The organism is Methylobacterium sp. BE186 (assembly GCF_031457035.1).
Taxonomy (GTDB): Bacteria; Pseudomonadota; Alphaproteobacteria; order Rhizobiales; family Beijerinckiaceae; genus Methylobacterium; species Methylobacterium segetis.
The window spans coordinates 172,114-198,630 of sequence record NZ_JAVDVV010000003.1 but is presented as its reverse complement, the minus strand read 5'-3'; the positions used below and the strand labels follow the sequence as shown (position 1 = coordinate 198,630).

The following is a 26,517-nucleotide window of genomic DNA, read 5'->3' as shown; positions in this document are numbered from 1 at the left end:
CCGAAGGATCATCCAGCGCGACGGATCAATCCAAGTGACCGACAAGGAAGGCCCCATGACCGACGTCAATGCCACCATCGAGACCGAGATCAAGTCGCAGGACGTGGTCGTGTTCATGAAGGGCACGCCGCAGTTTCCGATGTGCGGCTTCTCGGGTCAGGTGGTCCAGATCCTCAACTACCTCGGTGTGCCGTTCAAGGGCGTGAACGTCCTCGACGACATGGCGATCCGCGACGGCATCAAGGCCTTCTCCAACTGGCCGACGATCCCGCAGATCTACGTGAAGGGCGAGTTCGTGGGCGGCTGCGACATCACCCGTGAGATGTTCCAGTCGGGCGAGCTGCAGCAGTTCCTGTCCGAGAAGGGCATCCCGGTGAAGACCGCCGCGGCCTGATCGGCTCCGGAACGGTCCCCGACGAAGGGCGCCGCGGGCGCCCTTTTTCTTGGCGGACGGGAAACGTTGGCGCGCGTCGCGGCTTGCCTCGTGCAGGACCTCCTCCGGCAGGTCCCGTCACGGGGGAATGTTCCCATGCGCGATGTCGTCATCGTCGGAGGGGGCCCGGCGGGCCTCAATGCGGCTCTGATCCTCGGGCGCTGCCGACGCAGCGTGCTCCTCTGCGACAAGGGCGAGCCCCGCAACGCCGTTACCCCCCGCACCTGGGGGGTCTTCACCCGCGACGGCATCCCGCCCTTCGCCCTGCGGGAGGCGGCGCAGGCCGATCTGGAGCGCTACCCGACGGTGGAGCGGCGTGCCGTCGAGGTGGTGGAGGCCACCCGTCTAGACGGCGCCTTCGAGGTTCGGCTCGCGGACGGCACGCGCGAGCGGGCACGCCGCCTCATCCTCGCGACCGGTCTCCACCAGGATCTGCCGGATGTGGATGGCTTCTCCCGCTACTGGGGGACGGGGGTCCACTCCTGCCCCTATTGCGATGGCTACGAAGCCCGCGACCACCCCGTCGTCGCCTACGCCCATGGCCCGTCCGCCAAGGGGCTCGCCCTCGAGCTGACGGTCTGGAGCCGGGACGTCACCCTCTGCACGGACGGGCACGGGCTGGACCTGTCCGAAGAGGATCGCGCCCGGCTCGACCGCCACGGCATCCGGATCGTCGAGGCGAAGCTCCGTCGGCTCGTCGGCGACGAGGCGGGCCCGGAGCGCCTCGAATTCGAGGATGGCGGCGCGATCCCCTGCCGCGCCGTCTTCCTGATGCCGGCCGAGTGCCGGCCCTCGGACCTGATTCGCGGCCTCGGCTGCGAGCTCAAGCAGAACGGCACGGTGCCGACCCGCGATTACGAGCGGACCAACGTGCCCGGGCTGTTCGTGGCGGGCGACGCCTCGCGGCGCGTCCAGTTCGCGGTTGTCGCCGCCGCCGAGGGGGCGATGGCCGCCTTCGCCGTTAACACCGAGCTGATCCGCGAGGATACGCGCTGACGGCATCGTGGCGGGGACGATGCGCGGACTTGCGGCGTTGAGCCGACATCCCCCTCGGAGGCCCGTCCCGCATGTCCCCCATCGTCCATCCCCATACGCCCCGCGTCGCGGTCGCCTGCGGCTGCGAACTCGGCGAGGAGATCCTGTGGGACGCGCGCTCGGGCACCCTGGTCTGGGTCGATATCGAGAACCCGGCCGTCTGGCGCCACGACCCCGAGACAGACGAGACGCACCGCCTTCCCCTCGACGAGAAGCTGAGCTTCGCACTGCTCACGCCGGATCCGCAGCGGGTCATCGCCGGCTTCAAGTCGGGCGTAGCCTGTCTCGACCTGGAAAGCGGCGCGCGCACGGACCTCGTGCGGCCCGAGCCGTACCCGCCGGGCAACCGGCTCAACAGTGGCAATGTCGGGCCGGACGGCGCCCTCTGGTTCGGCAGCATGGATGATGGCGAGACGGAGCCCACCGGCGGGTTTCACCGCTGGGACGGGGAGCGCCTGCTGGATTTCGGCGGCTCGGCGGCGGTCACGAACGGCCCCGTGGTGAGCCCGGACGGGCACCGCCTCTACACGATCGATACGGGCAACGGAGTCGTGCGGGTCCACGACCTAGACGGCACCCGGGTCGGCGAGCCGCGACCGCTCATCACCTTCGAGCCGGGCTGGGGCAAGCCCGACGGCCTGACCCTCGACGCCGACGGCCACCTCTGGATCTGCCACTACGCCGGCTCGCGGATCACGCGCTTCGCGCCCGACGGGCAGGTCGAGCGCATCCTGCCCGTGCCGACGGCACTCGTCACCAAATGCGCTTTCGGAGGCGCCGACCTCTCGACCCTCTACATCACGACTTGCCGCCGCGGGCGCGATCCCGCCCTCGACCCGATGGCGGGGCACGTCTTCCGCGTTGAGACCGAGTTCCGGGGCTTTCCCGCCAACATCTATCGCGGCGTCGGGACGTAAGGGCTGGGGTGAGGGCTGGGCACTTCGTCCCCTTGCGAACATTTGCGGTCATTGCAGGCGGCGGTGGCGAAGCCTTGCGAATGCGGACCAGCGCAAGAGTGGGTGCGGTTTCGCACCGCAATGGGGCGGAAGGAATGCGACGATTAATTATTGGTTGACGTGGGACGACTTTCGGAACTTCTACCGACTGTCCCCGTTATCCACATACGGCCGAGCTTATCACGGCCGTCCGCCGCCCTCTCGTCACCGCCGGTGCGAGGAAGCCATGCCTGTTTTCGACGCGAAGAACTTGGACAGCGATTTCGAAGGGCAGGCCCTTCTGACGGCGCTTCTGCATCCCACGCGGGCCGAGCAGGCCCGGGCGCGCATTAACGGCCGCCGCCGCGCCATGCGCGCCGCGACGATGGCCGAGGCGATGGCGGTCGAGCCGCGCTTTCCGGTGCGCTCCGACGACCTCGCCGCGACCCCGGTCCCGACGACCTGAGGCGACGTCCGGTGCTCACCACGCTTGCGAGGTGATCAGGCCCTGACGCGTGACCACGACCCAGTCGCGCCCGCGCCGCTCCACGGCCTCGACCTTGCCCACGCCCGGCACCGTGTCTCCCGGCGCGACCTCGACGAGGCGCCGCCGCTTATCCTCCAGCATCGCCGCTCCGTCATAGACGTCGCGCAGGGCCCAGCCCTCGACGATCGCCGGCTTCGGCTTCTCGGGAATCGCCCCCGTCTGCGCCGGCTCGGCCTTCGGCGCCGGGGTCGGCACCGGTGCGGGCGCAGCGGCCACGGCCGGCGCGGGAGCCGCTGCGGCACGCTTCTCGAGGAGCGTCGAGAGGGCAGCGAGGCGGGTCGCCTGATCGCGGTCCGATGATTCCATGCGCTCGCCGAGCGCGTTCAGGCGCGCCGTCACGGTCTGCTCGACCTTGGTCAGGCGCTCGGTCACGCCGGTCGCGCGGGTCTTGGCGTCGCCCCGGGCGGCCTCGGTCGCGTCGCGCAGAGCCGCCAGGGAGCGGCCCAGCCGCTCGATCTCGGTGTTCAATCGCGCGGCCTCGACCCGGTTGGACTCGAGGCCCGCTTGAACCTCGGTGAACGCGCCCGCGATGCGCTCCGGCCGCGGCGCCGAGAGCGTGCTGGCTCCAGCGCCGACGAGCGTGCCGAAGGCAAGCGCCGCGCAGGCGATGCCCGCAACACGCGCGTCGAGCTTGACCTTCGGCCTGAACCGGGACGCCGTAGCGGTGGCCTGCGGGGCTGCTGCCGGAGCCTCGACCTTCGCCGGCTCCGGCTTTGCGGCGCCCGAGACGATCGCCTTGAGCTGCTCCTCCGGTGACGGGGCGCTCGGGGTTGCGGGTTTCTCGGCGCTCGTCTGGGTGCCCGATGGGATCATGGCTCTCGTCCCGGCCGCTGCTTGTCGATGGATCACGAAAGCTTTGGTTAAGGACGTTTGTTTACCGAAAGGTTACCGGCCGCCGCGCGTACGAAGACGGGCGGAGGCCGTGCCTTCAGGCCGCGAGCCCGCGCTTGCGCAGCAGGGGATCGATGCTCGGCAGGCGGCCGCGGAAGCCGGTATAGGCGGCGCGCGCATCCCGCAGGTTGCCGGCCCCGTAGACGTAGCGGCGCAGCCGCGCTGCGGTCTCCGGGTGGAAGATGTCCCCCGCCTCGCGGAAGGCGTCGAAAGCGTCGGCGTCGAGCACCTCGGACCAGAGATAGCTGTAATAGCCGGCTGCGTATCCGTCGCCCGAGAAGATGTGCGCGAAATGGGGCGAGCGGTGCCGCATGCCGATCTCGGCGGGCATCGCGATGCGGCGCAGAGCGTCCGCCTCGAAGGCCGGCACGTCGAGCCCGTCCTCGGCCGCCGCGGAGAGGTGAAGCGTCATGTCGATGATCGCCGAGGCGGCGTACTCGACGGTCGCGAAACCCTGGTTGAAGGTCCGGGCGGCGAGCAGCCTCTCCAAGAGGGCCTCCGGCATCGGCTCCCCGGTCAGATGGTGGCGGGCATGCGCCCGCAGCACCTCGGGCTGCTCCAGCCAGTGCTCGTAGAGCTGCGAAGGCAGTTCCACGAAGTCGCCCGAGACGGCCGTGCCGGAGAGGAGCGGGTAGGTCACGTCCGAGAGGAGCCCGTGCAGGGCGTGCCCGAACTCGTGGAACAGCGTGCGGGCATCATCGAAGGAGAGGAGCGTCGCCTCGCCGGCCGGCGCGCGGGCGAAGTTCATCACGTTGACGATGATCGGCGTCACCGTGCCGTTGAGCCGCTCCTGCGAGCGGAAGGCGCTCATCCAGGCGCCGCTGCGCTTCGAGGGCCGCGCGAAATAATCGCCGAGGAACAGTCCCACCTCCGAGCCGTCCGCGTTCGAGACGCGCCACGCCCGCACGTCGGGATGGTAGCGCGGGAATTCGGGCAACTCCTCGAAGCGGAGGCCGAACAGGCGGCCCGCCGTGTCGAAGGCCGCCGCGATCATGCCCTCGAGCGGCAGGTACGGCTTCACCTCGCTCTCGTCGAGGTCGTGCTCGGCCCGCCGCAGCTTCTCCGCGTAGTGGCGCCAATCATGGGCCTGCAGGGCGAAATTCCCGCCCTCCGCCTGGATCAGCGCCTGGAGGCGCTCGCGCTCCGCACCCGCCCGCTGGCGGGCGGGCGTCCAGACGTCGCGCAGAAGTTCCATCGCGGCGTCCGGCGAGCCCGCCATCGTGTCGTCGAGCTTGAAATGGGCGAAGCTCTCGTAGCCGAGAAGCCGCGCCCGCTCGGCGCGCAGCGCCACGATCTCGGCGATGATCGCGCGGTTGTCGGTCGTTCCGCCCATCTCGCCCCGCCGGGTCCAGGCTTCGTAGGCGCGCTCGCGCAGGTCGCGCCGGGTCGAGAAGACGAGGAAGGGCTCGATGAGGGATCGCGAGAGGGTGATCACGTGGCTGTGCCGGCCGCCGCGCTCGGTGGCGGCGCTCGCGGCGGCGGCCCGCAGGAAGGGAGGCAGGCCGGCAAGATCCTCCTCCCCGGAGAGCGGCAACTCGAAGCCGCTCTCGTCGGCCAGGAGGTTCTGGCTGAACTGCGTGCCGAGTTCGGCCATCCGCGCCGCGATCTCGGCGACGCGCGCCTTCGACTCGGGGCCGAGGTCGGCGCCCGCGCGGCGGAAGCGGGTCCGGTAGCGGTCGAGCACCCGGTGCTCCTCCTCGCTCAGGGGCTCGGCCGCCGGATCGACCGCCGAGATGCGCGCCCAGAGGTCGGGGTTCAGGTAGATGGCGCTGCCATGCCGGGCGAGGCGCGGGGCGATCGTGCGCTCGATCGCCTGCAAGTCCTTGTTCGTGTGGCTGCCCGTCAGGTTGAAGAAGACCGAGGCGACCCGGTCCAGGGCGAGGCCCGCGCGCTCCATCGCGCCGACCGTATTGGCGAAGCTCGGCGGCGCCGCGTCGCCGACGATCCGCCCGATCTCCGCCTCGTGGGCGGCGAGGGACGCCTCGAAGGCCGGGAGGTAATGCTCGGGCCGGATCCGCTCGAAGGGGGGCAGGCCGTGGGGCGTGTCCCAATCCGCCTCCGAGAACGGGTTGCCGGGTTCGAGGCCCTGCAGCCCGGCTGCGGTCTGTCCTGCGCTCATTCCGGTCCTCGATGCTGTCGGCGGGCGACGCGCCCCGTACGGTGCCCGGCAAGATAGGGGCCGGCCTCCCGGCCTGCAAAGGCGCGCGGTCCGGTTCAGGCTCGCACGACGTGCTCCCGCAGGAAGGACAGCGTCAGCGCCGTCGCCTCGGCCTCGGCCCGCGCGTCGAAAGTGTGGGCCTGATCGGGGTAGAGGGCGATGCGGCAGCGCCCGCCCGCCGCGGCCACGCCCTCGGCGAGGCGCCGCGCGTGGCTCGGCGGGACGAGCACGTCGCGGGCGCCGTGCTGAACGAGGACTGGCGGAAGGACGAGCGGCCGGTCCGCGATCTCCGGGGGCAGGAAGGCGGAGCGCAGGCACAGTGCCGCCGCGCCGCCGGCATCCAGCGCCACCGCGAGGGCGAGAGCGCCGCCGAGGGAGCGCCCGATCAGGGCGATGCCGCCCGGCGCCGTCCGGTGCACGTGCTCCAGGAGCGACGCCAGGCCCTCCCGCCACGCGGCGAAGTGGCGCGCGATCTCGGAGAAGCCCGCCCGCTCCTGGCCCGTGCGCAGGAGATAGTGCGGCAGGAGCACCGTGAAGCCCGCCCCCGCGAGCGACGCCGCCTCGTGGCGGACGGGGCGATTCGGACCCGCCCCTTCGGCATCGTGGAGCAGAATGATCGTGGGCGTTGTAGCGCCGTCCTTGCCGACGGGGCGGAACATCTCGATCGTCAGCAGGTGGCCCGCGCATGTCAGCGTCTCGCGCGTTCCGGCCTGAGGGGGTTTGTCTGGCATGCGTATGCGTCGTTCTCCCGTCCGGCGGATCGTCCCCGGAGCAGCCGGTTGCAGCGGTCTGATGCTCCTCGCCGCACTTCTCCTTGGCATGGCTGCCACGTCCGGCGCGAGAGCCGAGCCGGCCCGTGCCGCGGGGGCACCGGCTGCCGCCACACCGCTGCCGCCGGAGCGCCCCGACGAGCTGAAGCCGGCCGCCCCCTCTCCCGAGGTGCCGCTTCCGCCGGAGCGCCCGGCCGAGCTGAAACCCTCCGTGCCGGAGCCGGCCCCGGCGGCCGAGGCCCCGACGCTGCCACCGGCTCCGCCGCCCCTCCCCCCGGCCCGGCCGGCCGAGCTCTCGGGCGACGCGGCGCTTGCCCTGAAGGTCGCGGCGCCCGACGACGGCGCCTGCCGGGTCCGCCTGAAGCGGCTCGGCGGCGCCTTCGAGCCTCTGCCGCGCCTGGAGAGCGGGCAGTGCGGGGCCGCGAGCCCGCTCAGGCTCACGGCGCTTGAGGGCATCGCGCTGCCGCAATCCGCCACCCTCGTCTGCGGCGCCGCCGAGGCGCTGGCCCGTTGGGCGACCGAGGTCCAGGCCGTGGCCGAGGCCGAGCTCGGGAGCCCGCTCAAGGCGATCGCCATCGGAACGTCCTACGAGTGCCGCGGGCAGAACCACGACCCCGACGCCAAGCTCAGTGAACACGCCTACGCGAACGGCATCGACGTGATGAGCTTCACGATCGAAGGGCGCGCGCCGATCACGGTCGGTCCCCTGCCGAACGGGACGGCGGAGGCGCGCTTCCTGGCGGGGGTGCGCACCCGCGCCTGCGGCTTCTTCCGCACGGTGCTGGGCCCCGGCTCTGACGCCGCCCACGCCAACCATCTGCATCTCGACGAGCGCGAGCGCAGCGCCGGTCACCGCCTGTGCCAATGAGCGCCGGAACGCTCTGAGCGCCCTGCGGATTGATCGCCCGGGGCGCTGCCGCCTCCGGAGGGATGTCGGGCCATGTCGGCTGGGTTTGCGTTGCGGGCGGGCGTCGCCCTGGTCGGGCTTCTCGCCCTCGCCGCGCCGGGCCTCGCGGCGCCGAAGCGGGAGGAATCCCCTACGCTCACGCGCGATGCGGTCAACGCCGCGGCGCCGGAGGCGCCGGGCGCGGAAGCCAAGGACAGAGGCGCCAAGGACAAGGCAGCCAAGCCGGAGCGGAAGGGCGCGCGCAAGGACGACGATCCCGACCCGCTGATCGTGAAGGCGCAGGTCCTCCTCGACCGCGCCCGCTTCTCGCCCGGTGCCATCGACGGGCGCCAGGGCGACAATTATCGCGGCGCGCTCGCGGCCTTCGCCAAGGCGCAGGGTCTGCCGGAGCCGAAGAGCCTGACGCCCGAACTCTTCGAGAAGCTGCAGGCCGCCGGCACCGGCCCGGTGATCGCCGAGTACACCCTCACCGAGGACGATGTGCGCGGACCCTACGTGGAGAAGATCCCGGCCAAGATGGAGGAGCAGGCCGAGCTCGACGCGATGCACTACACCAACCCGCGCGAGATGCTGGCCGAGCGCTTCCACATGAGCCGCGACCTCCTGAGCGCGCTCAACCCCGGCGCGGCCCTCGACAAGGCCGGGACGGTGGTCGCGGTGGCGGCGGTACCGCCCCTGGAGCGCGGCAAGGTGAAGGCGAAGGAACTGCCGCAATCGCCGAAGGTGACCCGCATCGAGATCGACAAGTCGAGTCGCGACCTGCGGGCCTTCGACAAGGACGGCAAGCTCATCGCCTATTATCCGGCCTCGATCGGCAGCGACGAGAAGCCGGCACCGAGCGGCGAGGCCAAGGTGAAGGGCGTCGCGTTCGAGCCTGACTATACCTACAACCCGAAATATCAATTCGCCGGCGTGAAATCGAAGACGAAGTTCTCGATCCATCCGGGGCCGAACAACCCGGTCGGCGTGGTCTGGATCGACCTGTCGATCCCCTCCTACGGCATCCACGGCACACCGGAGCCCGAGAAGGTGGGTAAGACGGAATCGCACGGCTGCATCCGGCTCACCAACTGGGACGCGCGGGACCTCGCCCTCCACGTCGAGCGCGGAGCGAAAGTCTCCTTCAAGGAGGAATGAGCGATCCCCCAACCCCGCGGGCCGCATGCCCGCGGCAGGCCCTGATCTGGGTTAATGCGGGATCGTTCCGCGTGATGAAGCTGTGTGCCCGGGCCTGCTCGCCGGACCCGGGGGACGGGACATGCCGCGCTACTTCTTCGACATCAACATCTGCGGCAACTCCGCCCTGGACCGCGAGGGCGTGGTGCTCGCCAATGACGAGGCCGCCCGCCTCGCGGTGGCCAGCGTCCTCCACGACGTCGCCCTCGCGACCCTTCCCTCCGGCAGGGCTCAGGTTTTCGTCGCCACGGTGCGCTCGCACGAGCGCGGGGCGCTCTTCCGCACCACCATGACGCTCGCCACGGAGCGCGTCGGCGCGGCCGCCCTCATCGCCTGAGGAGCGCGAGAAGGGCCAGCATCGCGGCGTCGCAGAGGAAGGCGAGCGCCGCGGTCGCGAACGTTCCCTGCAGCATGGGGACCATGTTCTGGTTCTGCAGGCCGGCGACGACCGGCGTCCCGAGGGTGGGCGCACCGGCCAGCGCCCCGACCGCGACCGTCGCGACCGCGAGGACGAGCGCCGTTCGCACCGCCTCGACGATGCCCGGTGCCGCGAGCGGGATCTCCACCCGGCCGAGAACCTGGACGCGCGTGAGGCCGATCGCCTCGGCGGCCTCCCGCGCCTCGTGCGAGACCCCCTCGATCGCCGAGACCGTCCCGCGCAGGACCGGCATCAGCCCGTAGAGGACGAGGGCGAGGAGCGTCGGTGGGCCGCCGAAGCCGAGAACGGGCAGCGCGAGCGCCACGACCACGACCGGCGGCACCGCCTGCGCCGCTGCCGCGATGGCGTCGATCCCGCCGCGGAGGGGCGCGGCCGCCTCACGCGTCGCGAGGATGCCGAGCCCGATGCCGAGGATCGCGGTGAGGGCGAGGCCCGAGACGGCGAGGGCGAGGTGGTTCAGCGCCAGCGCCGACAGGTGGGCCGGGCTCAGCGCGCGCCGCGGCGCCTCGCCGAGGGCGGCCGCGAGGCCGGAGGCGACGGTCGGGTGGGCGCAGGCGCCGAGGACGAGCCCCGCGGCGGCGAGCCCGAGGGCGGGGCGCAGGCGGCGCAGGAGGGTCATGGCGGGGACCTCATGCGCGCCGCCTCCGCATCGCGTCCTCGGCCCGGGCGAGGGCGGTCTCGGCCGCCAGCGACAGGCCCACGACCGGAAGGGCGCCGAGGAGGATGAGGTCCGGCGCGAATTGTGCCATGCCCTCGAACACGATGCGGCCGAGGCCGCCCGCGCCGATCAGCGCGCCGAGCGTGGCGAGCCCGATGCTCTGCACGCTCGCGACCCTCAGCGCCCCGATCAGCGTGGGCGCGCCGATGGGCAGGCGCACGCGCCGGAGGGTCTCCGCCCGGGTCAGGCCGAGCCCCGCGGCGGCGTCGAGCGTCGCAGGATCCGGCGCCCGAAGGGCCTGGTTGATCCCGCGCCAGAGCGGCAGCAGCAGGTAGGCCGCCACCCCGAGGATCGCGGGCGTCGGGCCGAGCGCGCCGATCCCGAAATCACGGAGCGCCGGCATCCAGCGCAGGAGCCCCGCCAGCAACGCCACCAGGGCTCCGAACAGGGCGACCGCCGGGACGACCTGCACGCCGCCCAGCAGACCCTCGACGAGCCCCTGGCCGCGCCGCCACAGCGCCAGGAGGATCGCGCCGGATATCGCGAGGAGCAGCGCGCCGCCCGCGAGGATCAGGTGCTCGCCGAGTGCGCTCAGGAGAACGCCGCGGCGCGCGCGGAACTCGACGACGAGGGAGAGCCCGTCGAGGATGCCCTGCCGGTACGCGAGGAGCAGGAGCAGGGCGAGGCCGGCCGCGAGTGCCGGGCCGAGCCCGGGCAGCGCCGCCCGGCGCAGGGCGAGGCCGAGGCCGCCCCCGATCAGGGCCAGCGCGATCCAGGCGCCGCTCGCGAGGCTCGCCCGCGCGGCCGGGGGGCGCCCGGCGAGCAGGTCGGAGGCGGTGGCCCCGAGACCCGTCGCGAGCAGGCAGAGGGCCGTGGCGAGAAGAGCCGCCGCGGCCAGCGCCACGCGGCGCGAGGGATGGGCGCGGAACACCAGGGCCGCCGCGACGACGAGGCCCGCCGCGGCGTGCGCCCCGAGGCCGACCATCTGAGACGCGTAGACCGGGTCACCCACGGCGAGGCGGTTTCCGGCGGTCGCGAGGAGCGGCAATCCGTAGAGCGCGGCGAGGAACAGACCGGCCGCGGCCGGCGCACCGATGCGGGCGACGCCGCGCACGGCGCGCAGGCCCGTCGCGTCGCGTGCGCGGCGGGAGCGAGGGTCCGGCCGGCCCGTCATCCCGGTCGTCATCCGATGTCGCCGCGCTCGATCAGAAATGCCCGCGCCACGCTCTCGGCCGGCTCCCCCTCGACGGTGATGCGGGCGTTGAGCCGCCGCAGCGTCTTCGCGTCGAGGGCGGCGAACAGCGGCTCGAGCTTGCCCGGGATGCCGGGATGGCGCGCGATCACCTCGGCGCGGGCGACGGGCGCCACCTCGTAGACGATCTGCGCGCCCTTGGGATCCGACATCACGACGAGGTCGAGGGCGTCGAGGGCGCCGTCGGTGCCGTAGACCATGCCGGCATTGACGCCGCTGATGCCCTGCGCGGCCGCCCGCGCCGTCACCGCGGTGTCGCCGCCGGGCAGGCTGATGATGCGGTCGAACGGCATGGCGAAGCCGTAGGCCGCCTCGAAGGACGGCAGGGCGGCCGGGCTCTCCACGAACTCGGTGGAGGCGGCGAGCCGGATCAGCCCGCGCCGGACCGCGCCGGCGAAATCCGCCATGCTGACGAGGTTTTCCCGCCGTGCGAGGGCGCCGCGCACGGCAATGAGCCACGTGTTGTTGGCCGGCGCCCTGCGCAGCCAGACGAGGCCGCGCCCCGCATCCGCCGCGCGGATCGTGGCGAAGGCGCGTTCCGCATCCCTCCAGGCCGGATCGGATTCCGTGCCCGTGAAGAAGGCGCCGTTGCCCGTGTATTCGGGGTAGAGACCGATCTCGCCGGAGAGGAGCGCCGTGCGGACGATCAGGGTCGGCCCGAGGCCGAGGCGCCGCTCGACCGGGATCCCGAGATCCTCCAGGCACAGGGCGATCATGCTGGCCGTGAGCGCGCCCTCCGTGTCGCTCTTCGAGGCGACGACGACGGGCCGCCCGTCGGCAGCCTGGGCACGGCGCAGGAGCGGCAGGCAGGCGGCGCCCGCCAGCACGTGCCGGCGGGTGGGCCGGCCCGCTCGACCGATCGACGGTTGCATCCTCGGAGCACGATGCACGGTTGCAGCACCGGTGTGAGAAAATGTATCAGAGCGTAACATTGCGCCGTTAAGCCTCGCTCGCGGAACGGCCCGGGCGCTTGACACGCCCGGCTTTACGGGCGACGGCTCGAAGGGTTCCGGGCCTTGTTCCGGGGGGCGCCCGGCGCATTCGCGACGGGAGGCACCGCGGTCGTCGATACAACCACGACCTTCGCAGGCAGCGTCCCGGCCTCGGGACGAACCCAAGGGAAGACCATCCGGCGTGAGTGCGGAAGCTAACGACGATCTGCTCAACGGGGCCCGGGTGCTCGTCGTCGAGGATGAGGCGGCGATCTCCATGCTGCTCGAGGACATGCTGCTCGATTTCGGCTGCACGGTCGTCGGTCCCGCGGCGCGTCTCGCGACCGCCCTCGAGATGGCGGAGGGAGAGACCTTCGAGGTCGCGATCCTCGACGTCAACGTCGCGGGCGAGCCGATCTATCCGGTGGCCGAGGCGATCGTGAAGCGCGACCTGCCGCTCGTCTTCTCGACGGGCTACGGCGGGGCCGGGATCCGCGAGCCCTTCCGCGACCGTCCGGTGGTGCAGAAGCCGTTCAGCCAGGCGGATCTCAAGCGCACCCTGATCTCGGCGATCAGCGCGGCGCGGCGCTAGGACGCCGGCCTAGAGACCTTCGATCGGAAACGCGTCGACGAGGTGCATGGGCCACGCCCCGTGCTCCAGGAAGACGGCGTCGGCCCGGAAAGTCAGCCCCGCGAGATGCGGGTTGCGGCCGAGCCACGCGCGCACCGCCCGCGAGAACCTCTGCTGCTTGCGGTGGCTGATCGCCTCCTGCGCCGCGAGGAGCGTGGGGCGGGCCTTCACCTCGACGAACACGACGTTGCGCCCGCGCCGAACGATCAGGTCGATCTCGCCGCCCGAGGCCGAGAAGCGCCGGGCGAGCGGGCGGTATCCCTTGATCGAGAGGAGCGCCAGGGCGATGACCTCCGCGCGCAGGCCGCGCCGGTAGGCCGCGCGCCGCCGCGCCTCCGCCCCGTCAGGACGCATCGGGACCGCGCCGGGCGAGAACGAGGGCGCGGGCGTAGACGATGCGCCGGGGCTGCCCGGTCTCGTCGGCGACGAGGCTCGCCGCGTCCTTGATCGAGTGGCGCTCCAACGCGGCGACGAGCGCGGCGTCGAGGGCTGCATCCGCATCCTCGGAGGGCGCCTCCTCGGGGCTCGCGCCGATCACCACCACCACCTCGCCCTTCGGCGGCCCCTCCTCCGCGAAGAGCGCGCTGAGGCTGCCGAGCGTGCCTCGGCGGATCGTCTCGTAGAGCTTCGTCAACTCGCGCGCGACCGCGGCGGGCCGGGCGCCGCCGAGCGTCTCGGCGGCGTCGGTCAGCATCTCGGGCAGGCGGTGGGGGGATTCGAACAGCACCAGGGTGCCCGGGATCGCACCGAGCGCCGCGAGGCGGTTGCGCCGCGCGCCCGACTTCTGCGGCAGGAAGCCCTCGAAGAAGAAGCGGTCCGTCGGCAGGCCCGCCGCGACGATGGCGGTCATCACGGCCGAGGGGCCGGGAATGGGCGTGATCGTGAGGCCGGCCTCGATCGCCGCCTGCACGAGCTTGAAGCCGGGATCCGAGACGAGCGGCGTGCCGGCATCGGAAACGAGCGCCAGGGCCTCCCCGGCCTTCATGCGCGCCACCATCCGCTCGCGCACCGCGGCGTTCGAATGCTCGTGATAGGCCACGAGCGGTGTCGTGATCCCGTAATGCATGAGCAGCGTGCGGGTGACGCGGGTATCCTCGGCAAGCACCGCATCGGCGGCGGCGAGCGTCGCGAGGGCCCGGAAGGAGACGTCGCGCAGGTTCCCGATCGGCGTCGCGACGATGTGCAGCCCCGGCTCGATGGGCTCGGCCTCCGCCGCGAGGCCGAAGGCGGTGAAGGTGGCGGGCGGCCTCGGCGCCCCGTGTTCGGGGCGGCGGCCGGGCTTGTCGATTCGCTGGGTCATCGCTGTGGACATTGCCACGGCGCGCAGGCCCGGCGGAATGGTCCGTGGCTTGCGCGCACTATTGCTTTGGCCGCATGCATCCTATCCCTTCAAGTACGCTCGAGCGCACGGGCCACCGCGGAGGACAGCACGGATGGCGCGATCCCGACCCGGCCTCGGCGGCATCGGCCGCCTCGTCGCGGCTCTGCCGCTTCTCGCCCTCTCCGCCTGCATCGGCGGCCCGGACGGCCCGCGCACCGCCCGCACCGCGCCGCCGCCCGAGGCAGGGGCGGCTTCCGCCTCGGCGCCGGGCCGGATCGGCAACGGCGCGGTCAAGGTGGCGCTCGTCGTTCCCCTGAGCGGCCAGGGCGCGGCCCTCGGGGCCGCCCTGCGCAACGCGGCGGAACTCGCCATGGAAGAGTTCCAGCAGCCCGACCTGCAGATCCTGGTGCGCGACGATAGGGGCACGCCGGAGGGCGCCCGCGAGGCTGCCCAGGGCGCGATCAGCGAGGGGGCGGAGCTGGTGCTGGGGCCGCTCTTCGCCGCGAACGTGCAGGCGGCCGCGGGGCCCGCCCGGGCGGCGGGCAAGCCCGTCATCGCCTTCTCGACGGACGCCACCGTCGCGACGAAGGGCGTGTACCTGCTGAGCTTCCTCCCCCAATCCGAGGTCGACCGGGTCGTGGAGGAGGCGGTGGCGAGCGGCAAGCGCTCCTTCGCGGCGCTCATCCCCGAGAACAGCTACGGCAACGCCGTCGAGGCACAGTTCCGCGAGGCGGTGGCGCGCAAGGGCGCGCGCCTCGCCGGCCTCGAACGCTACGCGCCCGGCGCGCCGGAACCGGCGGTCCAACGGCTCGCCGGCGTCATCTCCGGACCGGCCGCGCAGGCGGACGCCCTGTTCCTGCCCGAGACCCCGGACGGGCTCGCCGTCGTGGCCCCGGCCCTGCAGAAGGCCGGGTTCTCGCCCGCGCGGGTGCGCCCCCTCGGCACGGCCGTCTGGAACGAGCCCAGGGTCTTCGCCCTTCCCGCGCTCCAGGGGGCGTGGTTCGCCTCGCCCGACCGCGCGGGGTTCGGAGGCTTCGCGGGCCGGTATCAGGCGCGCTTCGGCGCCAGCCCGCCAAGGGTCGCCTCGCTGGCCTACGATTCGGTCTCGCTCAGCGCGGCGCTCAGCCGCCAGTACGGCTCGCAGCGCTTCGCCGAGGGGACGCTGACGAACGGCGCGGGCTTCTCCGGCATCGACGGCACCTTCCGCTTCCGTCCGGAGGGAACGAGCGACCGGGCGCTCGCGGTCTACGAGATCCGCAACAACGCCGCGACGGTGGTGAGCCCGGCCCCGCGGACCCTCGGCAAGTCCGGGACCTGAGGCGGGCTCGTCAGGCGCCGCCGATCAGCACGGCGCCCGCCGCGATCACGATGCAGGCGGCGACGCGCCCCGCTGTGAGCCGCTCGCCGAGCACGATCCGCCCCGAGAAAGGCGGCGAAGACGACGCTCGTCTCACGCAGGGCCGAGACCGCCCCATCGCGCCGCGCTGCATCGCCCAGATCACCGCCGCGTAGTCCGCGAACGAGATCAGGCCGCGCACAGCCTTCAGAGCCTCGCGGGCCGTGACGTCGAGCACGTCGGCGCCGCGGCGCAGGACGAGCCAACCGGGCTGGATCAGGTGGAAGCAGAACATCGCCGCCGACTAGGCCCGCCAGTCGCCCGATTCCCGCACGCCGAGCCCGTCGACGAGCGTGTCGGCGGCGATCGTGGTGCCGGTCGCGAGCGCGGCGCCAAGGCTCGTGCGGCCGAGGCTGCCCCGCGCGACGGAAAGGGCCAGAATGCCTCCGCTCACGAGGGCGATGCCGAGGAAGGTGCCCGGCGCCGGCCGCTCGCCCGCCGCGCTCGCCGCGCCGAGGGCGACGATCATGGGGGATGAGCCGCGGGCGATCGGGTAGGTCTCGCCGAGATCGCCGCTGCGGTCGGTGGCGACGAGGAGGAGGTTGTCAGCGAGGTGGATCACGCCGGCGGCGGCTAGGGAAACGCCGCCGGCACCGGCAGGCCGTAGAGCGCGAGGCCCGCGAGCCCGGGCAGGCCCCTGGCGAGGTTCATCACCGCCATCGACCCGAGGCGGTCGGAGCCGCCGCGGAGCAGCGTGTTCCAGGCCGCGTGCAGGACGGCCGCGAACAGGACGAGGCCGAGGGTGGCCCCCGGCATGGCCGCCGCTCAGGCTGCGAGTTCGGCGACGAGGGCGTTCAGCACCGGCGCCCCCCTCGGCGTTGCCGCAATGCGGCCGGAGGCCAACCGGGCGACGAGCCCGTCCTCGACGAGGGCCGCGAGCCGCACGGCATCGAGCGGGCGGCCCTTGAGCGCGGCGTAGCGGGCCGGGTCGATCCCCTCTGTGAGGCGAAGGCCCATCATCAGGAACTCGTCGCCCTCGTCGGCGGGCGCGAGCGCCTCCGTCTCGGTGATGCCGTGGCCCTCGGCCTCGACGCGGGCGAGCCACGCCTCCGGCGCCCGCTCCGTCACGGTGCCGATGCGTCCGGCCTCCGTCACGAGGCGCCCATGCGCGCCGGGTCCGATGCCGGCATACTCGCCGTAGCGCCAGTAGAGCAGGTTGTGGCGCGATTGCGCGCCGGGCCGCGCGTGGTTCGAGATCTCGTAGGCCGGCAGGCCCGCCCGGTCGCAGACCTCCTGCGTCACGTCGTAGAGGATGCGCGCGCTCTCCTCGTCCGGCGGTACGAGGCGCCCGGCCCTGGCGAGGCCGTAAAAGGGCGTGCCCGGCTCGATGGTGAGCTGGTAGAGGGACAGGTGCTCGGCCGCCCGCGCGATCGCCTCCGTCAGCTCAGCGCGCCACGCCTCCGGCGTTTGCGCCGGCCGGGCGTAGATCAGGTCGAAGGACGTGCGCTCGAAATGCGCCTGCGCGGTCCGCACCGCGTGGAACGCCTCCTCGGCCGTGTGCAGGCGCCCGAGGCCCTTCAGCGAGGCGTCGTCGAGGGCCTGCACGCCGAGGGAGACGCGGTTGACGCCGGCCGCGCGGTAGCCGCGGAAGCGGCCCGCCTCGACGCTCGTCGGGTTGGCCTCCAGGGTGATCTCGACATCCGCCGTCATCCCCCACGCGGCCTCGACAGCCTCCAGGAGGCCCGCCACCGTCTCCGGTCGCATCAGCGAGGGCGTGCCGCCCCCGAGGAAGACGCTTGAGACACGCCGCCCCGGCGTGCGGGCGGCGACATGCGCGATCTCGGCGCGGAAGGCCGCCAGGAAGCGCGGCTCGTCGACCGGCGCCTGCCGGACGTGGCTGTTGAAGTCGCAATACGGGCACTTCGAGGCGCAGAAGGGCCAGTGCAGGTAGACGCCGAAGCCGGCGTCGCGGGTCGGGTGATCGATCAGCATGGTGTCACCGGCCCCTGCGGGCCCGTTGCTCGAAGCCGGTTCACGGCCGGCGCAGGCAGGCCTCCGCCAAGGTCACGAAGGCACGCGCCCGATGGGAAAGGGCCTTGCCGCTCTGCCAATCGACGCCGTGCTTCTCCTCCGAGGAGATCTCGCCGAAGGTCCGCTCGAACCCGTCCGGCCGGAACATCGGGTCGTAGCCGAAGCCAGCCGTGCCGCGCGGCTCGACGAGATCGCCGAAGACCCGGCCCTCGAAGAGCTCGGTGTGGCCGTCCGGCCAGGCGAGGACGAGGGCCGAGACGAAATGCGCTCGGCGGTTCGTGGCGCCGCGGCGCTCGAGCTCGGACAGGATGCGGGCCATCGCGCCGGAAAAGTCCTTCGCCGGCCCCGCCCAGCGGGCCGAGAACAGGCCCGGCGCCCCGTCGAGGGCGTCGACGCAGAGCCCCGAATCGTCCGCGAAGGCGGGCAGGCCCGACGCTTCCGCCGCGGCGAGCGCCTTGATCGCCGCGTTCTCGGCGAACATCGTGCCCGTCTCCTCGGGCTCGGGCAGGTTCAGATCGCCGGCTGACACCGCCTCGACGCCGAAGGGCGCGAGCAGCTCGCGCATCTCGACGAGCTTCCCCGCGTTGTGGGTCGCGATGACGACGCGGCCCGAGAGGATGCGGTGGCTCACGCGGCCGCCCCCGCCAGAACCTGCTTCTGGAGCGCGACGAGCTGGCCCACGCCGCCCTTGGCGAGGCGCAGGAGCTCCAGCAGTTCCTCTTCCGAGAACGGCTTGCCCTCGGCGGTGCCCTGAACCTCGACGAGGCCGCCGGTGCCGGTGATCACGAAATTCGCATCCGTCTCGGCGGCGGAATCCTCGGCGTAGTCGAGGTCGATGACGGGCGTGCCCTGGTAGATGCCGCAGGAGACCGCCGCCACGTGGTCGCGCACCGGGTTGACCGAGATGATCGAGCGCTTCTGCATCCAGGCGAAGCAATCGTGCAGCGCCACCCAGGCGCCCGTGATCGCGGCTGTGCGGGTGCCGCCATCGGCCTGGAGCACGTCGCAATCGACCGTGATCTGACGCTCGCCGATCGCCGGCAGGTTCGTCACCGCGCGCAGCGACCGGCCGATCAGCCGCTGGATCTCCTGCGTGCGCCCGGAGGGCTTGCCCGAATTCACCTCGCGGCGGGTGCGGTCGTGGGTCGCGCGCGGCAGCATGGCATATTCGGCCGTGACCCAGCCCTTGCCGGAGCCGCGCAGCCACGGCGGCCCGCGCTCCTCCAGGGAGGCCGTGCACAGGACCTTGGTCTCGCCGAAGGTGACGAGGCACGACCCCTCCGCGTAGCGCGCCACGGCACGCTCGAGTGTCACCTTGCGCAGCTCGTCGGCCGCGCGCTTCGAGGGCCGCATGCCACTCTCCCCGTCCTGTCGGATGTCAGGGCTGCGCTCATAGGCCGGCCCGGCGGAGGCGGCAACCCGCACGGCCCCTCCCCGCAGCGCTCCCTTGCAGATGCCGGCCGCGCGGGCAGGTATTGAGGACAGGTCTTGTAGAGTCTCCATGCGCCCCGGGCGGGACGCTGCGGCCCCGCGGCGCGGGCGGCACGGTTGATCCGCGGCCTGAGCGGCGACACAATCGGCGGTCAGGACAAGAACCCAGTGACGGAAACTCCCCGCTCCCTCTCCTCCCCGCAGCAATTCCAAGCGCTCGCCGCGATGAACGAGCGCGCCCGCGAGATCTTCCGGCAGATCGTGGAGAGCTATCTCTCGACGGGGGAGCCGGTCGGGTCGCGCAATCTCGCGCGCATTCTGCCGATGACCCTGTCCCCGGCCTCGATCCGCAACGTGATGGCGGATCTGGAGCATGCAGGCCTCATCTTCGCGCCCCACACCTCGGCCGGGCGGCTGCCGACGGAGCAGGGCCTGCGCTTCTTCGTCGACGCGATGCTGGAGCTCGGCGATGTCGGGCGCGAGGAGCAGGCGCTGATCGAGGCGCAGATGCGCGCCGCCGCCTCCCGCCACACCTTCGATTCCGCGCTCGCGGAGGCCTCGACGCTGCTCTCGGGCATCTCGCGCGGCGCGGGCGTCGTCGTGACGACGAAGCAGAACGTGCACCTGAAGCACATCGAGTTCGTGCGGCTCGACCGGGACCGCGCCCTCGTCGTCCTCGTCTCGGACGACGGCTCGGTGGAGAACCGCCTCCTCGACCTGCCGGCGGGCCTGCCGACCGGGGCGCTGCAGGAAGCCTCGAACTACCTCAATGCCCGCCTGCAGGGGCGCACCCTCGGGGCGCTGCGCGCCGAGATCGAGGCCGGGCGCCAGGCGATGAAGCGGGAACTCGACGTCATCACCGAGCGCCTCGTCGATGCGGGGCTCGCGACCACGGTGGGGCCGTCCGACGCGCGCCAGCTCATCGTGCGCGGGCAGGCGAACCTGCTCGACGATCTCAGGGCGGTCGAGGATCTCGAGCGCATCCGCCTGCTCTTCAACGATCTGGAGACGCAGAAGGACGTGATCGACCTGCTCGCCCGGGCCGAGGGCGGCGAGGGCGTGCGGATCTTCATCGGCTCGGAGAACAAGCTGTTCTCGCTCTCCGGCTCGTCGATGATCGCCGCGCCCTTCCGCGACGGCTCGCAGAAGATCGTCGGCGTGGTCGGCGTGATCGGGCCGACGCGGCTCAACTACGCCCGCATCGTGCCGATGGTCGACTACACCGCCCGCGTGGTCTCGAAGCTCCTCGACGGAGGGCGATGAGAAGGTTCGGGCGGCGCCGGAGCGCCGCCCGGTACCGGTTCAGGCCGGGATGACGTCGATGATCTCGTAGGTGTCCGGATCGATGATGACGATGTCGTCCTCGACCAGGATGAAGCGATAGCCGCGATAGGCCGGGACCAGGGTCAGGATCGCCGGCGGCAGCGCGTGCAGCGTCACCGAGCGCGGGATCGCGGTGCCGACGTTGAGGCTGAAGTTCACGCTGCGCACCGGCGAGACGCCGAGCCTCGTGACCGACTGGCGGAACTCCGTGCGCTGGCGCGTGTCGAGGCGGTTGACGGCGCCCCGCGCCTCGCTCCGCCCGCCACCGCGCTCGGCCGCGCCCTCGCGCCCGCCGCGTCCGTCACGGTCGGCTCCGCCGCGTCCATCGCGGTCGCCCCGCTCCGCTCCACCCTCGCGGCCACCGCGCTCGCCGCGCTCGGCTCCGCCGTCGCGGCCACCCCGCTCGCCGGCGCGCCCGGCGCCGTCGCGGCCCCCGGGCTCGGTGCCGCGCTGCGCCGCGCCACCATCCTCTCGGCCGCCCCGCTGGCCGGCCTCGCCGCCGCGCTCGGCCGCACCGCCACGGGGGCCGGCGCCGCCCGCGCCGCCCGCCTCGCCGCCGCGGGCGCCGCCGCCGGCCCCTGCAGCACCGCCGGCACCGCCGGCCTCACCACCGCCGCGGACGCCGCCGCCGGCACCGCCACCCGCACCGCCCGCGCCGCCGCCCGCGCCACCTGCGCCGACCCCGGCACCGCCGCCTGCCCCTCCGCCAGCACCACCGCCGGCGCCACCGCCGGCTCCGCCCTGTGCGAGGGCCGTCGCGGCCCCGAGAACCAGCACGGCGGCCGTCACCGTGCTCCGAACGAGCTTGCTCATGGCGTGATCCGATCCCGTTTTCGCGACGCCGTTCTGGCGTCGACTCCGCCCCGCAACGAGAAGGTGCAGGAAACCGTTCCGCAAATGCCGGATCCGCCGATCGCGCGCTCCCCGCGCGGGCGATGCGGCCCGACGGTGACACCCCGAGGTGTCTCAGTGCGTTAGCGCGCCCGCCAGCCTGTTCGGATGGGGCGGCAGGGGATAAACGTGCGGGTGGCGCGAAGTACAATCACCGCGAACGCCGCGTGCCGCAGAGGAAACGCCCATGCACACGTCCCCGCCCGACACGATCGGAATCGCGTCCTCCGCGCAGGACGATGCCGCCGACCGCCGCCGCCGGATCATGGCGATCGTCGGATCCTCCTCCGGCAACCTGGTCGAGTGGTACGACTTCTACTGCTACGCCTTCTTCGCCCTCTACTTCGCGCCCGCCTTCTTCCCGCAGGGCGATCCGACGAGCCAGCTCCTGCAGACGGCGGGCATCTTCGCGGTCGGATTCTTCATGCGGCCGGTCGGCGGCTGGCTGTTTGGCCGCATCGCGGACCGGCTCGGGCGCCGCACCTCGATGGTGATCTCGGTCCTGATGATGTGCGCGGGCTCGCTCGCCATCGGGCTCCTGCCGACCTACGCCACGGTCGGCACGGCCGCGCCGATCCTGCTCCTCGTCGCCCGGATGGTCCAGGGCATCTCGGTCGGCGGCGAGTACGGCACCAGCGCCACCTACATGAGCGAGGTGGCGCTGAAGGGGCAGCGCGGCTTCTACGCCTCGTTCCAGTACGTCACGCTGATCGGCGGACAGCTCCTCGCCTCGCTGGTCCTCGTGTCGCTGCAGGCGCTCCTGACGGCCGACGAGCTCAGGGCCTGGGGCTGGCGCATCCCGTTCTTCATCGGAGCGCTCGCCGCCGTGGTGGCCCTCTACCTGCGGCGCTCGCTGGCCGAGACGATGGAGAAGGGCGGCGACCGGGAGCAGGCCGGCACCTTCAAGGAGCTGTTCAAGCACTGGCGCGCCTTCTGCGTGGTGCTGGCCTACACCGCCGGCGGCTCGCTGAGCTTCTACACCTTCACGACGTACATGCAGAAATACCTCGTCAACACGGCCCACATGGAGAAGACCACCGCCTCGCAGGTGATGACCCTGGCGCTCCTCGTCTACATGCTGATCCAGCCGATCTTCGGGGCGCTCTCGGACCGCATCGGCCGCAAGGCGAACATGCTGCTCTACAGCGGGCTCGGCACGATCATGGTCGTGCCGCTGATGACCCTGCTCGGGGGCAACAAGGACCCCTATCTCGCCTTCGCCCTGATCACGCTGGGGCTCACCGTGATCAGCTTCTACACGGGCATCAGCGGTATCGTGAAGGCGGAGCTGTTCCCGACGAACGTGCGGGCGCTCGGCGTCGGTCTCTCCTACGCACTCGCCAACGCCACCTTCGGCGGCACCGCCGAGTACGCGGCCCTCTGGTTCAAGGACCAGGGCATCGAGTCGAGCTTCTTCTGGTACGTGACGGTGATGCTCGCCGTCGCCTTCGTCGGGTCGGTCATCATGCCGAACCCGAAGCGCCACGGCTATCTCGACGGCGACGGCACGGTCGAGGAGGCCCTCGGCGCCAAGCCGCGGCTCGCCCACGCATGAGCAGCCGCGTCTCCGCCCCGCGCGGGCCGGAGACGCGCCCTTCGATCCCGCGACCTACTTGATCACCGCGCAGGCGATGCGCGGGCCCGCGCCGCCGATCGGCTGGCTCGCGTGGTCGTCCTCGTTCGCGTGGATGACGAGGGCCGAGCCGTCGCCGTCCTTGAGGCCGCCCTCGCCCGTCAGCGGGGTCTCGCTGGACACCTCGGCATTCACCGAGCCGTCGGCATTGGCGAAGACGTTCGGCAGGTCGCCCTCGTCCGGCCCGTCCGGGTTGAGCAGGCCGTGCTTGCTCTGGTCGTGGTTCACGTGCGCCTTCGACTTCTCGAACTTCTCGGTGTCCGAGCAGTCGCCGACCGCGTGGAAATGGATGCCGTGCCAGCCCGGCGGCAGGCCGTTGGCCTTGATCGAGACCCGCACCACCAGCGAGTTCGAGCCGTCGCGGAGCTGGATCGTGCCGATCGGCTCGCCCTTGTTGTTCTTGATCTCGCTCTCGAAGGTCTGCGGCGCGGCGGGCTTCGCCGGCGCCTCGGCGGTCTGGGCCAGGGCGGATGCGGTCAGGGTCACGCTCGCGAGGGCCGCGAGCAACGGCAGGTGGCATTTCATGTGATGGCTCTCCTCTCCACGCTGGGCTAGTTAGGCGCCGAGCTTGCCCTTCGACAGGGCTTGCCGCCAAGCCGAAGCGTCGGGTGGCGCATTGACCACACATCGAGACGGGACCATCGGGGCGACATGACGCGGGACCGGCCGAGAGCCGATCGCCTTCTGGTGGAGCGCGGCCATTTCGAGAGCCGGGCCCGGGCGCAGGCGGCCATCGAGGCGGGGCTCGTCAGCGCGGACGGGCGCCCGATCCTGCGCGCCTCCGACCGGATCGCGCCCGAGGCGCGGATCGAGGCGCGGGAGCCCTACCCCTTCGTGTCCCGCGGCGGCGTCAAGCTCGCCGCCGCCCTCGACGCCTTCGGCCTCGACCCGCGGGGCCTCGTCTGCCTCGATGTCGGCGCCTCGACGGGTGGCTTCACCGACGTCCTGCTCCAGCGCGGCGCAGCCCATGTCTACGCCGTCGATGTCGGGCGCGACCAGCTGCACGCCTCGCTCCGCGCGCGCGCCGAGGTGACGAGCCTCGAAGGAACGGATGCGCGCCGCCTCGACCGGGCGTCGATCCCGCGGGCGCCGGCCCTGATGGCGGTCGATGTCAGCTTCATCTCGCTGCGGCTCGTCCTGCCGGCCGTGGTGCCGCTCCTGGCGGAAGGCGCCGGCCTCGCCGCGCTGATCAAGCCGCAATTCGAGGCCGGGCGCGAACGCGTCGGCCGCGGCGGGATCGTGCGTGACGAAGCCGTGCACGACGCCGTCTGCACGGAGGTGCGTGCCTGCCTCGAAGGGCTCGGCGCGACGATCCTCGGCCTCGTCCCCTCCCCGGTCGCGGGCGGCGACGGCAACCGGGAATTCCTGATCGGCGGCCGCATGGGAGATCGGCGTTGAGCGAACTCGAGACGGTCGCGATCCGCCATCTCGGCGCCCGCGGCGACGGCATCGCCGAGGACGGCACGCCGGTGCCGGGCGCCCTGCCGGGCGAGCGCGTCGCCGTGCGCCGCGCCGGCCCGCGCGCCGAACTGGTCGCGGTCGAGACCCCCTCGCCCGACCGGATCGCGCCGTTCTGCCCGTATTTCGAGCGCTGCGGCGGCTGCGCCGTGCAGCACCTCGCGCCCGCCGCCTACGCTGCCTGGAAGCGCGGGCTCGTGGCGGGTGCGCTCGCTCAGGCCGGGCTCGCCGTGGAGCCGGAGCCGCTGCGCGACGCCTCGGCGCCCGGGCGGCGGCGCATCACGCTCCACGTGCGCCACGTCGAGGGGCAGGCGGAGGCCGGCCTGATGGCGGCCCGCAGCCACGCGCTGGTGGCGATCGACCATTGCCCGATCACGGTGCCCGCCCTGCACCGGGCGCCCGAGATCGCGCGCAGGCTCTCCGCGCCGCTGGGCCACGGCCGCAAGCCCCTCGACGTGGCGGTGACCGCGACGCGAGCGGGCCTCGACGTGGACATCCGCGGCCACGGGCCGGTGAGCGAGGGCGTGCGCGCCGTCCTCGTCCGCCTCGCGGACGAGCTCGACCTCGCCCGCCTCGCGCTCCACGGCGACGTCGTCGTCGAGCGGCGCCCGCCCGCGATCGGGTCCGGCGGCCCGTCCCGCGTCCCGCCGCCGGGGGGCTTCCTGCAGGCCACGGAGAGCGGCGAGGCGATCCTGTCGGAGATCGTGGTCGAGTCCCTCGCGGGCCGGCCGAAGCGCGTCGCGGACCTGTTCGCGGGCAGCGGCCCCTTCAGCCTGGCGCTGGCCCGCCGCGCCGAGGTGCATGCGCTCGAGGGCGACGCGGCCTCGCTCGCGAGCCTCGATCGGGCGGCGCGCGCGGCCACGGGCCTGCGCCGGATCAGCCACGAGCGGCGCGACCTCTTCCGCCGCCCCCTCCTGGCGCACGAGGCGGATGCCTACGACGCCGTCGTGCTCGATCCGCCGCGCGCCGGCGCCCAGGCGCAGGCGGCGCAGCTCGCCCAATCCCGCACGCCTCAGGTGATCATGGTGTCCTGTGATCCGGGGACCTTCGCCCGCGACGCGGCGACCCTCGTCGCCGGCGGCTACGCGCTGGAGCGCATCACGCCCGTCGACCAGTTCGCGTGGTCGCCCCATGTCGAGCTCGTCGGCGTGTTCCGGCGGCCTCCCCAGAAGCGGCGGCGCTAGAGCGTACGGTACCCGCCCCTGAACCTTCGCGCGGGCGCCGCGTTCTGCGGGCACAGGAGACGGCCATGCTTGCCTCAGCCCTCGCCCGCGGAGCCGCCGGGCTCTGCCTCGCCCTCGCCCTGCCGACGATGCTGCACGCGCAGGACAGCACGACGGCGCCCGACCGGACCGGCACCGGCGGCGGACCGGCCTCGACGATCACCGCGCCCTACACGAATGCGGAAGGGGTGACGAAGCCGCCGGGCTCCCTCGGCCCGGGCGAGGTGCCGAGCGCCGCCGAGCAGCGCCGCGAGCGCTCCGCCGACGACCGCATCGAGCGCAGCATCTGCCAGGGCTGCAACTGACCCGCGGGCTGCGCCCCTCGCGGACAGGGAGCCGGCGCCTCAGAACAGCGCGCCCTGCGCGTCCTCGTCGCTGGAGCGGCGGGGCGGCGCGCCGGGCTCGGGGGGCGCCGGCCGTGGCTCGCCCACCGGCTCGATCAGCCCGGGATCGTCGTTGCGCGCGTCGTTGACGCGGGCGCCGACGGGGTCGAGGCGCAGCCACGCGTCCGGGCAGGGCCGGCAGAGCGAGGCGGCGGGGCCGGCATCGACGCCGCGCGTGTCGAGCCAGGGCTCGATCGTCTCGGGCGCCAGGATCGCGGGCATCCGGTCGTGGATCGCCGCCATCGTGCCGTTCGCCCCCGTCGTGACGATGGCCGCGGTGTCGATCTCCGAGCCGTCCGCGCCCGCCCAGGTCTCCCAGAGCCCCGCCAGCGCCATCGGAGCCCCGTCCGCCCGGCGGATCATGAAGGGCGTCTTGATCGCGCCGCGGCCCGTGCCCTCCCGCCGCCACTCGTAGAAGCCGTCGGCGAGGAAGACGCAGCGGCGGTGGCGCAGCGCGCCGCGGAAGGTCGGCTTCTCGGTGAGGGTCTCGACGCGGGCATTGATGACGAGCGGGAACCCCTTCGGGTCCTTGAGCCAGCCCGGCCAGAAGCCCCAGCGGACGAGCCGGAAATGGCGCTCGCCGCCCTCCGCGTGGACGATCGCGACGGGCTGCGTCGGGGCCACGTTGTAGCGGGCGGGGAAGTTCGGCCGCTCCGGGTAGCCGTAGAAGTCCCGGAAGATCTCCGGCGCCTGCGCAATGAAGAACCGCCCGCACATCGCCTC

General features: G+C 72.8%; 31 protein-coding genes. 14 read left to right on the top strand and 17 right to left on the bottom strand.

The annotated features are described in order from the left end of the window. Positions 1-55: 55 nt before the first annotated feature. From grxD to J2X36_RS05045, 4 genes are all read left to right on the top strand, one after another. Positions 56-394 (top strand): Grx4 family monothiol glutaredoxin, encoded by a 339-nt coding sequence (gene grxD / locus J2X36_RS05060; RefSeq protein WP_132254144.1) that lies wholly within the window; start codon positions 56-58, stop codon positions 392-394. A gap of 135 nt (positions 395-529) precedes the next feature. Continuing rightward, the gene (locus J2X36_RS05055; protein ID WP_310346967.1) at positions 530-1,429 is read left to right on the top strand and encodes an NAD(P)/FAD-dependent oxidoreductase; all 900 of its coding nucleotides are present in this window, start codon (positions 530-532) and stop codon (positions 1,427-1,429) included. Between the two features lie 71 nt (positions 1,430-1,500). Further along, complete coding sequence (locus J2X36_RS05050; protein WP_310346965.1) at positions 1,501-2,385, top strand: SMP-30/gluconolactonase/LRE family protein; 885 nt, start codon at positions 1,501-1,503, stop codon at positions 2,383-2,385. 265 nt (positions 2,386-2,650) lie between these two features. Further along, the gene (locus tag J2X36_RS05045) at positions 2,651-2,869 is read left to right on the top strand and encodes a hypothetical protein (protein ID WP_132254137.1); all 219 of its coding nucleotides are present in this window, start codon (positions 2,651-2,653) and stop codon (positions 2,867-2,869) included. A gap of 15 nt (positions 2,870-2,884) precedes the next feature. On the opposite strand, the gene J2X36_RS05040 is transcribed toward J2X36_RS05045, so the two are convergent. The 3 genes from J2X36_RS05040 to J2X36_RS05030 all read right to left on the bottom strand — a co-directional run bounded on the left by J2X36_RS05040 (position 2,885) and on the right by J2X36_RS05030 (position 6,730). Beyond that, entirely contained in the window at positions 2,885-3,763 is an 879-nt protein-coding gene (locus J2X36_RS05040) for a hypothetical protein (protein ID WP_310346959.1), read from the bottom strand. Between the two features lie 115 nt (positions 3,764-3,878). Further along, positions 3,879-5,960 (bottom strand): M3 family metallopeptidase, encoded by a 2,082-nt coding sequence (locus J2X36_RS05035; protein ID WP_310346956.1) that lies wholly within the window; start codon positions 5,958-5,960, stop codon positions 3,879-3,881. 95 nt (positions 5,961-6,055) lie between these two features. Further along, positions 6,056-6,730 carry a dienelactone hydrolase family protein gene (locus J2X36_RS05030; protein ID WP_310346953.1) on the bottom strand — a complete coding sequence of 225 codons (675 nt, stop codon included), beginning with the start codon at positions 6,728-6,730 and terminating at the stop codon, positions 6,056-6,058. A gap of 61 nt (positions 6,731-6,791) precedes the next feature. Between J2X36_RS05030 and J2X36_RS05025 the strand changes: the two genes are divergently transcribed. From J2X36_RS05025 to J2X36_RS05015, 3 genes are all read left to right on the top strand, one after another. Beyond that, positions 6,792-7,637 carry an extensin family protein gene (locus tag J2X36_RS05025; RefSeq protein ID WP_310346950.1) on the top strand — a complete coding sequence of 282 codons (846 nt, stop codon included), beginning with the start codon at positions 6,792-6,794 and terminating at the stop codon, positions 7,635-7,637. A 72-nt stretch (positions 7,638-7,709) separates the two neighbouring features. Then, positions 7,710-8,813 carry a L,D-transpeptidase gene (locus J2X36_RS05020; RefSeq protein ID WP_310346948.1) on the top strand — a complete coding sequence of 368 codons (1,104 nt, stop codon included), beginning with the start codon at positions 7,710-7,712 and terminating at the stop codon, positions 8,811-8,813. A 121-nt stretch (positions 8,814-8,934) separates the two neighbouring features. Next, positions 8,935-9,189, top strand: coding sequence for a DUF6894 family protein (locus J2X36_RS05015; protein ID WP_132254123.1), 255 nt, complete (start codon positions 8,935-8,937; stop codon positions 9,187-9,189). On the opposite strand, the gene J2X36_RS05010 is transcribed toward J2X36_RS05015, so the two are convergent. Genes J2X36_RS05010 through J2X36_RS05000 form a run of 3 tightly spaced genes read right to left on the bottom strand, consistent with a single transcriptional unit; the run spans position 9,179 to position 12,073 of the window. After that, complete coding sequence (locus tag J2X36_RS05010; protein WP_405029731.1) at positions 9,179-9,901, bottom strand: ABC transporter permease; 723 nt, start codon at positions 9,899-9,901, stop codon at positions 9,179-9,181. The two genes, J2X36_RS05015 and J2X36_RS05010, sit on opposite strands and share 11 nt — an antisense overlap. A 19-nt stretch (positions 9,902-9,920) precedes the next feature. Next, positions 9,921-11,135 (bottom strand): ABC transporter permease subunit, encoded by a 1,215-nt coding sequence (locus J2X36_RS05005; protein WP_310346942.1) that lies wholly within the window; start codon positions 11,133-11,135, stop codon positions 9,921-9,923. Continuing rightward, a complete protein-coding gene (locus J2X36_RS05000) occupies positions 11,132-12,073 on the bottom strand; it encodes an ABC transporter substrate-binding protein (protein ID WP_310346939.1) in 942 nt (313 codons plus the stop codon). The genes J2X36_RS05005 and J2X36_RS05000 overlap by 4 nt, the downstream gene beginning before the upstream one ends. Positions 12,074-12,335: 262 nt before the next feature. On the opposite strand from J2X36_RS05000, the gene J2X36_RS04995 reads away from it, so the two are divergent. Next, positions 12,336-12,725 carry a response regulator gene (locus tag J2X36_RS04995; protein ID WP_132254116.1) on the top strand — a complete coding sequence of 130 codons (390 nt, stop codon included), beginning with the start codon at positions 12,336-12,338 and terminating at the stop codon, positions 12,723-12,725. A 9-nt stretch (positions 12,726-12,734) separates the two neighbouring features. Here J2X36_RS04995 and J2X36_RS04990 read toward each other — a convergent pair whose 3' ends face one another. Together J2X36_RS04990 and rsmI are read right to left on the bottom strand one after the other, a co-directional pair. Continuing rightward, positions 12,735-13,118, bottom strand: a complete 384-nt coding sequence (locus J2X36_RS04990; RefSeq protein WP_310346932.1) for a YraN family protein — start codon at positions 13,116-13,118, stop codon at positions 12,735-12,737. Then, on the bottom strand, positions 13,108-14,064 hold the full coding sequence (gene rsmI / locus J2X36_RS04985; protein ID WP_310346930.1) for a 16S rRNA (cytidine(1402)-2'-O)-methyltransferase: 957 nt from the start codon (positions 14,062-14,064) through the stop codon (positions 13,108-13,110). The genes J2X36_RS04990 and rsmI overlap by 11 nt, the downstream gene beginning before the upstream one ends. Before the next feature lie 133 nt (positions 14,065-14,197). On the opposite strand from rsmI, the gene J2X36_RS04980 reads away from it, so the two are divergent. Continuing rightward, the gene (locus J2X36_RS04980) at positions 14,198-15,403 is read left to right on the top strand and encodes a penicillin-binding protein activator (protein ID WP_310346927.1); all 1,206 of its coding nucleotides are present in this window, start codon (positions 14,198-14,200) and stop codon (positions 15,401-15,403) included. 10 nt (positions 15,404-15,413) lie between these two features. On the opposite strand, the gene J2X36_RS04975 is transcribed toward J2X36_RS04980, so the two are convergent. Genes J2X36_RS04975 through rph form a run of 6 tightly spaced genes read right to left on the bottom strand, consistent with a single transcriptional unit; the run spans position 15,414 to position 18,805 of the window. Continuing rightward, a complete protein-coding gene (locus tag J2X36_RS04975; protein WP_310346923.1) occupies positions 15,414-15,716 on the bottom strand; it encodes a hypothetical protein in 303 nt (100 codons plus the stop codon). A 9-nt stretch (positions 15,717-15,725) separates the two neighbouring features. Then, positions 15,726-16,043, bottom strand: coding sequence for a hypothetical protein (locus J2X36_RS04970; protein ID WP_310346920.1), 318 nt, complete (start codon positions 16,041-16,043; stop codon positions 15,726-15,728). Between the two features lie 11 nt (positions 16,044-16,054). After that, on the bottom strand, positions 16,055-16,237 hold the full coding sequence (locus tag J2X36_RS04965; RefSeq protein ID WP_310346917.1) for a hypothetical protein: 183 nt from the start codon (positions 16,235-16,237) through the stop codon (positions 16,055-16,057). Positions 16,238-16,246: 9 nt separating this feature from the next. Further along, on the bottom strand, positions 16,247-17,413 hold the full coding sequence (gene hemW / locus J2X36_RS04960; RefSeq protein WP_310346915.1) for a radical SAM family heme chaperone HemW: 1,167 nt from the start codon (positions 17,411-17,413) through the stop codon (positions 16,247-16,249). 40 nt (positions 17,414-17,453) lie between these two features. Beyond that, a complete protein-coding gene (gene rdgB / locus J2X36_RS04955) occupies positions 17,454-18,083 on the bottom strand; it encodes an RdgB/HAM1 family non-canonical purine NTP pyrophosphatase (protein WP_132254105.1) in 630 nt (209 codons plus the stop codon). Then, a complete protein-coding gene (rph, locus tag J2X36_RS04950; protein WP_310346911.1) occupies positions 18,080-18,805 on the bottom strand; it encodes a ribonuclease PH in 726 nt (241 codons plus the stop codon). Before rph ends, rdgB begins: the two co-directional genes overlap by 4 nt. A gap of 303 nt (positions 18,806-19,108) precedes the next feature. Between rph and hrcA the strand changes: the two genes are divergently transcribed. Then, positions 19,109-20,146, top strand: coding sequence for a heat-inducible transcriptional repressor HrcA (hrcA, locus tag J2X36_RS04945; RefSeq protein ID WP_245516560.1), 1,038 nt, complete (start codon positions 19,109-19,111; stop codon positions 20,144-20,146). A gap of 39 nt (positions 20,147-20,185) precedes the next feature. On the opposite strand, the gene J2X36_RS04940 is transcribed toward hrcA, so the two are convergent. Then, entirely contained in the window at positions 20,186-21,019 is an 834-nt protein-coding gene (locus J2X36_RS04940; protein WP_310346909.1) for a DUF1236 domain-containing protein, read from the bottom strand. Positions 21,020-21,284: 265 nt separating this feature from the next. Here J2X36_RS04940 and J2X36_RS04935 point away from each other — a divergent pair, with 265 nt between their 5' ends. After that, positions 21,285-22,652 (top strand): MFS family transporter, encoded by a 1,368-nt coding sequence (locus J2X36_RS04935; RefSeq protein WP_132255121.1) that lies wholly within the window; start codon positions 21,285-21,287, stop codon positions 22,650-22,652. A 54-nt stretch (positions 22,653-22,706) separates the two neighbouring features. On the opposite strand, the gene J2X36_RS04930 is transcribed toward J2X36_RS04935, so the two are convergent. Next, positions 22,707-23,255: a superoxide dismutase family protein gene (locus tag J2X36_RS04930; protein WP_310346907.1), complete on the bottom strand. Its 549-nt coding sequence runs from the start codon at positions 23,253-23,255 to the stop codon at positions 22,707-22,709. 126 nt (positions 23,256-23,381) lie between these two features. Here J2X36_RS04930 and J2X36_RS04925 point away from each other — a divergent pair, with 126 nt between their 5' ends. From J2X36_RS04925 to J2X36_RS04915, 3 genes are all read left to right on the top strand, one after another. Next, positions 23,382-24,128 carry a TlyA family RNA methyltransferase gene (locus tag J2X36_RS04925; protein ID WP_310346904.1) on the top strand — a complete coding sequence of 249 codons (747 nt, stop codon included), beginning with the start codon at positions 23,382-23,384 and terminating at the stop codon, positions 24,126-24,128. Further along, positions 24,125-25,372: an RNA methyltransferase gene (locus J2X36_RS04920; RefSeq protein WP_310346901.1), complete on the top strand. Its 1,248-nt coding sequence runs from the start codon at positions 24,125-24,127 to the stop codon at positions 25,370-25,372. The genes J2X36_RS04925 and J2X36_RS04920 overlap by 4 nt, the downstream gene beginning before the upstream one ends. Positions 25,373-25,437: 65 nt before the next feature. Continuing rightward, the gene (locus J2X36_RS04915) at positions 25,438-25,716 is read left to right on the top strand and encodes a hypothetical protein (protein WP_310346899.1); all 279 of its coding nucleotides are present in this window, start codon (positions 25,438-25,440) and stop codon (positions 25,714-25,716) included. A 39-nt stretch (positions 25,717-25,755) separates the two neighbouring features. On the opposite strand, the gene J2X36_RS04910 is transcribed toward J2X36_RS04915, so the two are convergent. After that, entirely contained in the window at positions 25,756-26,511 is a 756-nt protein-coding gene (locus J2X36_RS04910; RefSeq protein ID WP_310346896.1) for an SOS response-associated peptidase, read from the bottom strand. Between the last annotated feature and the right edge of the window lie 6 nt (positions 26,512-26,517).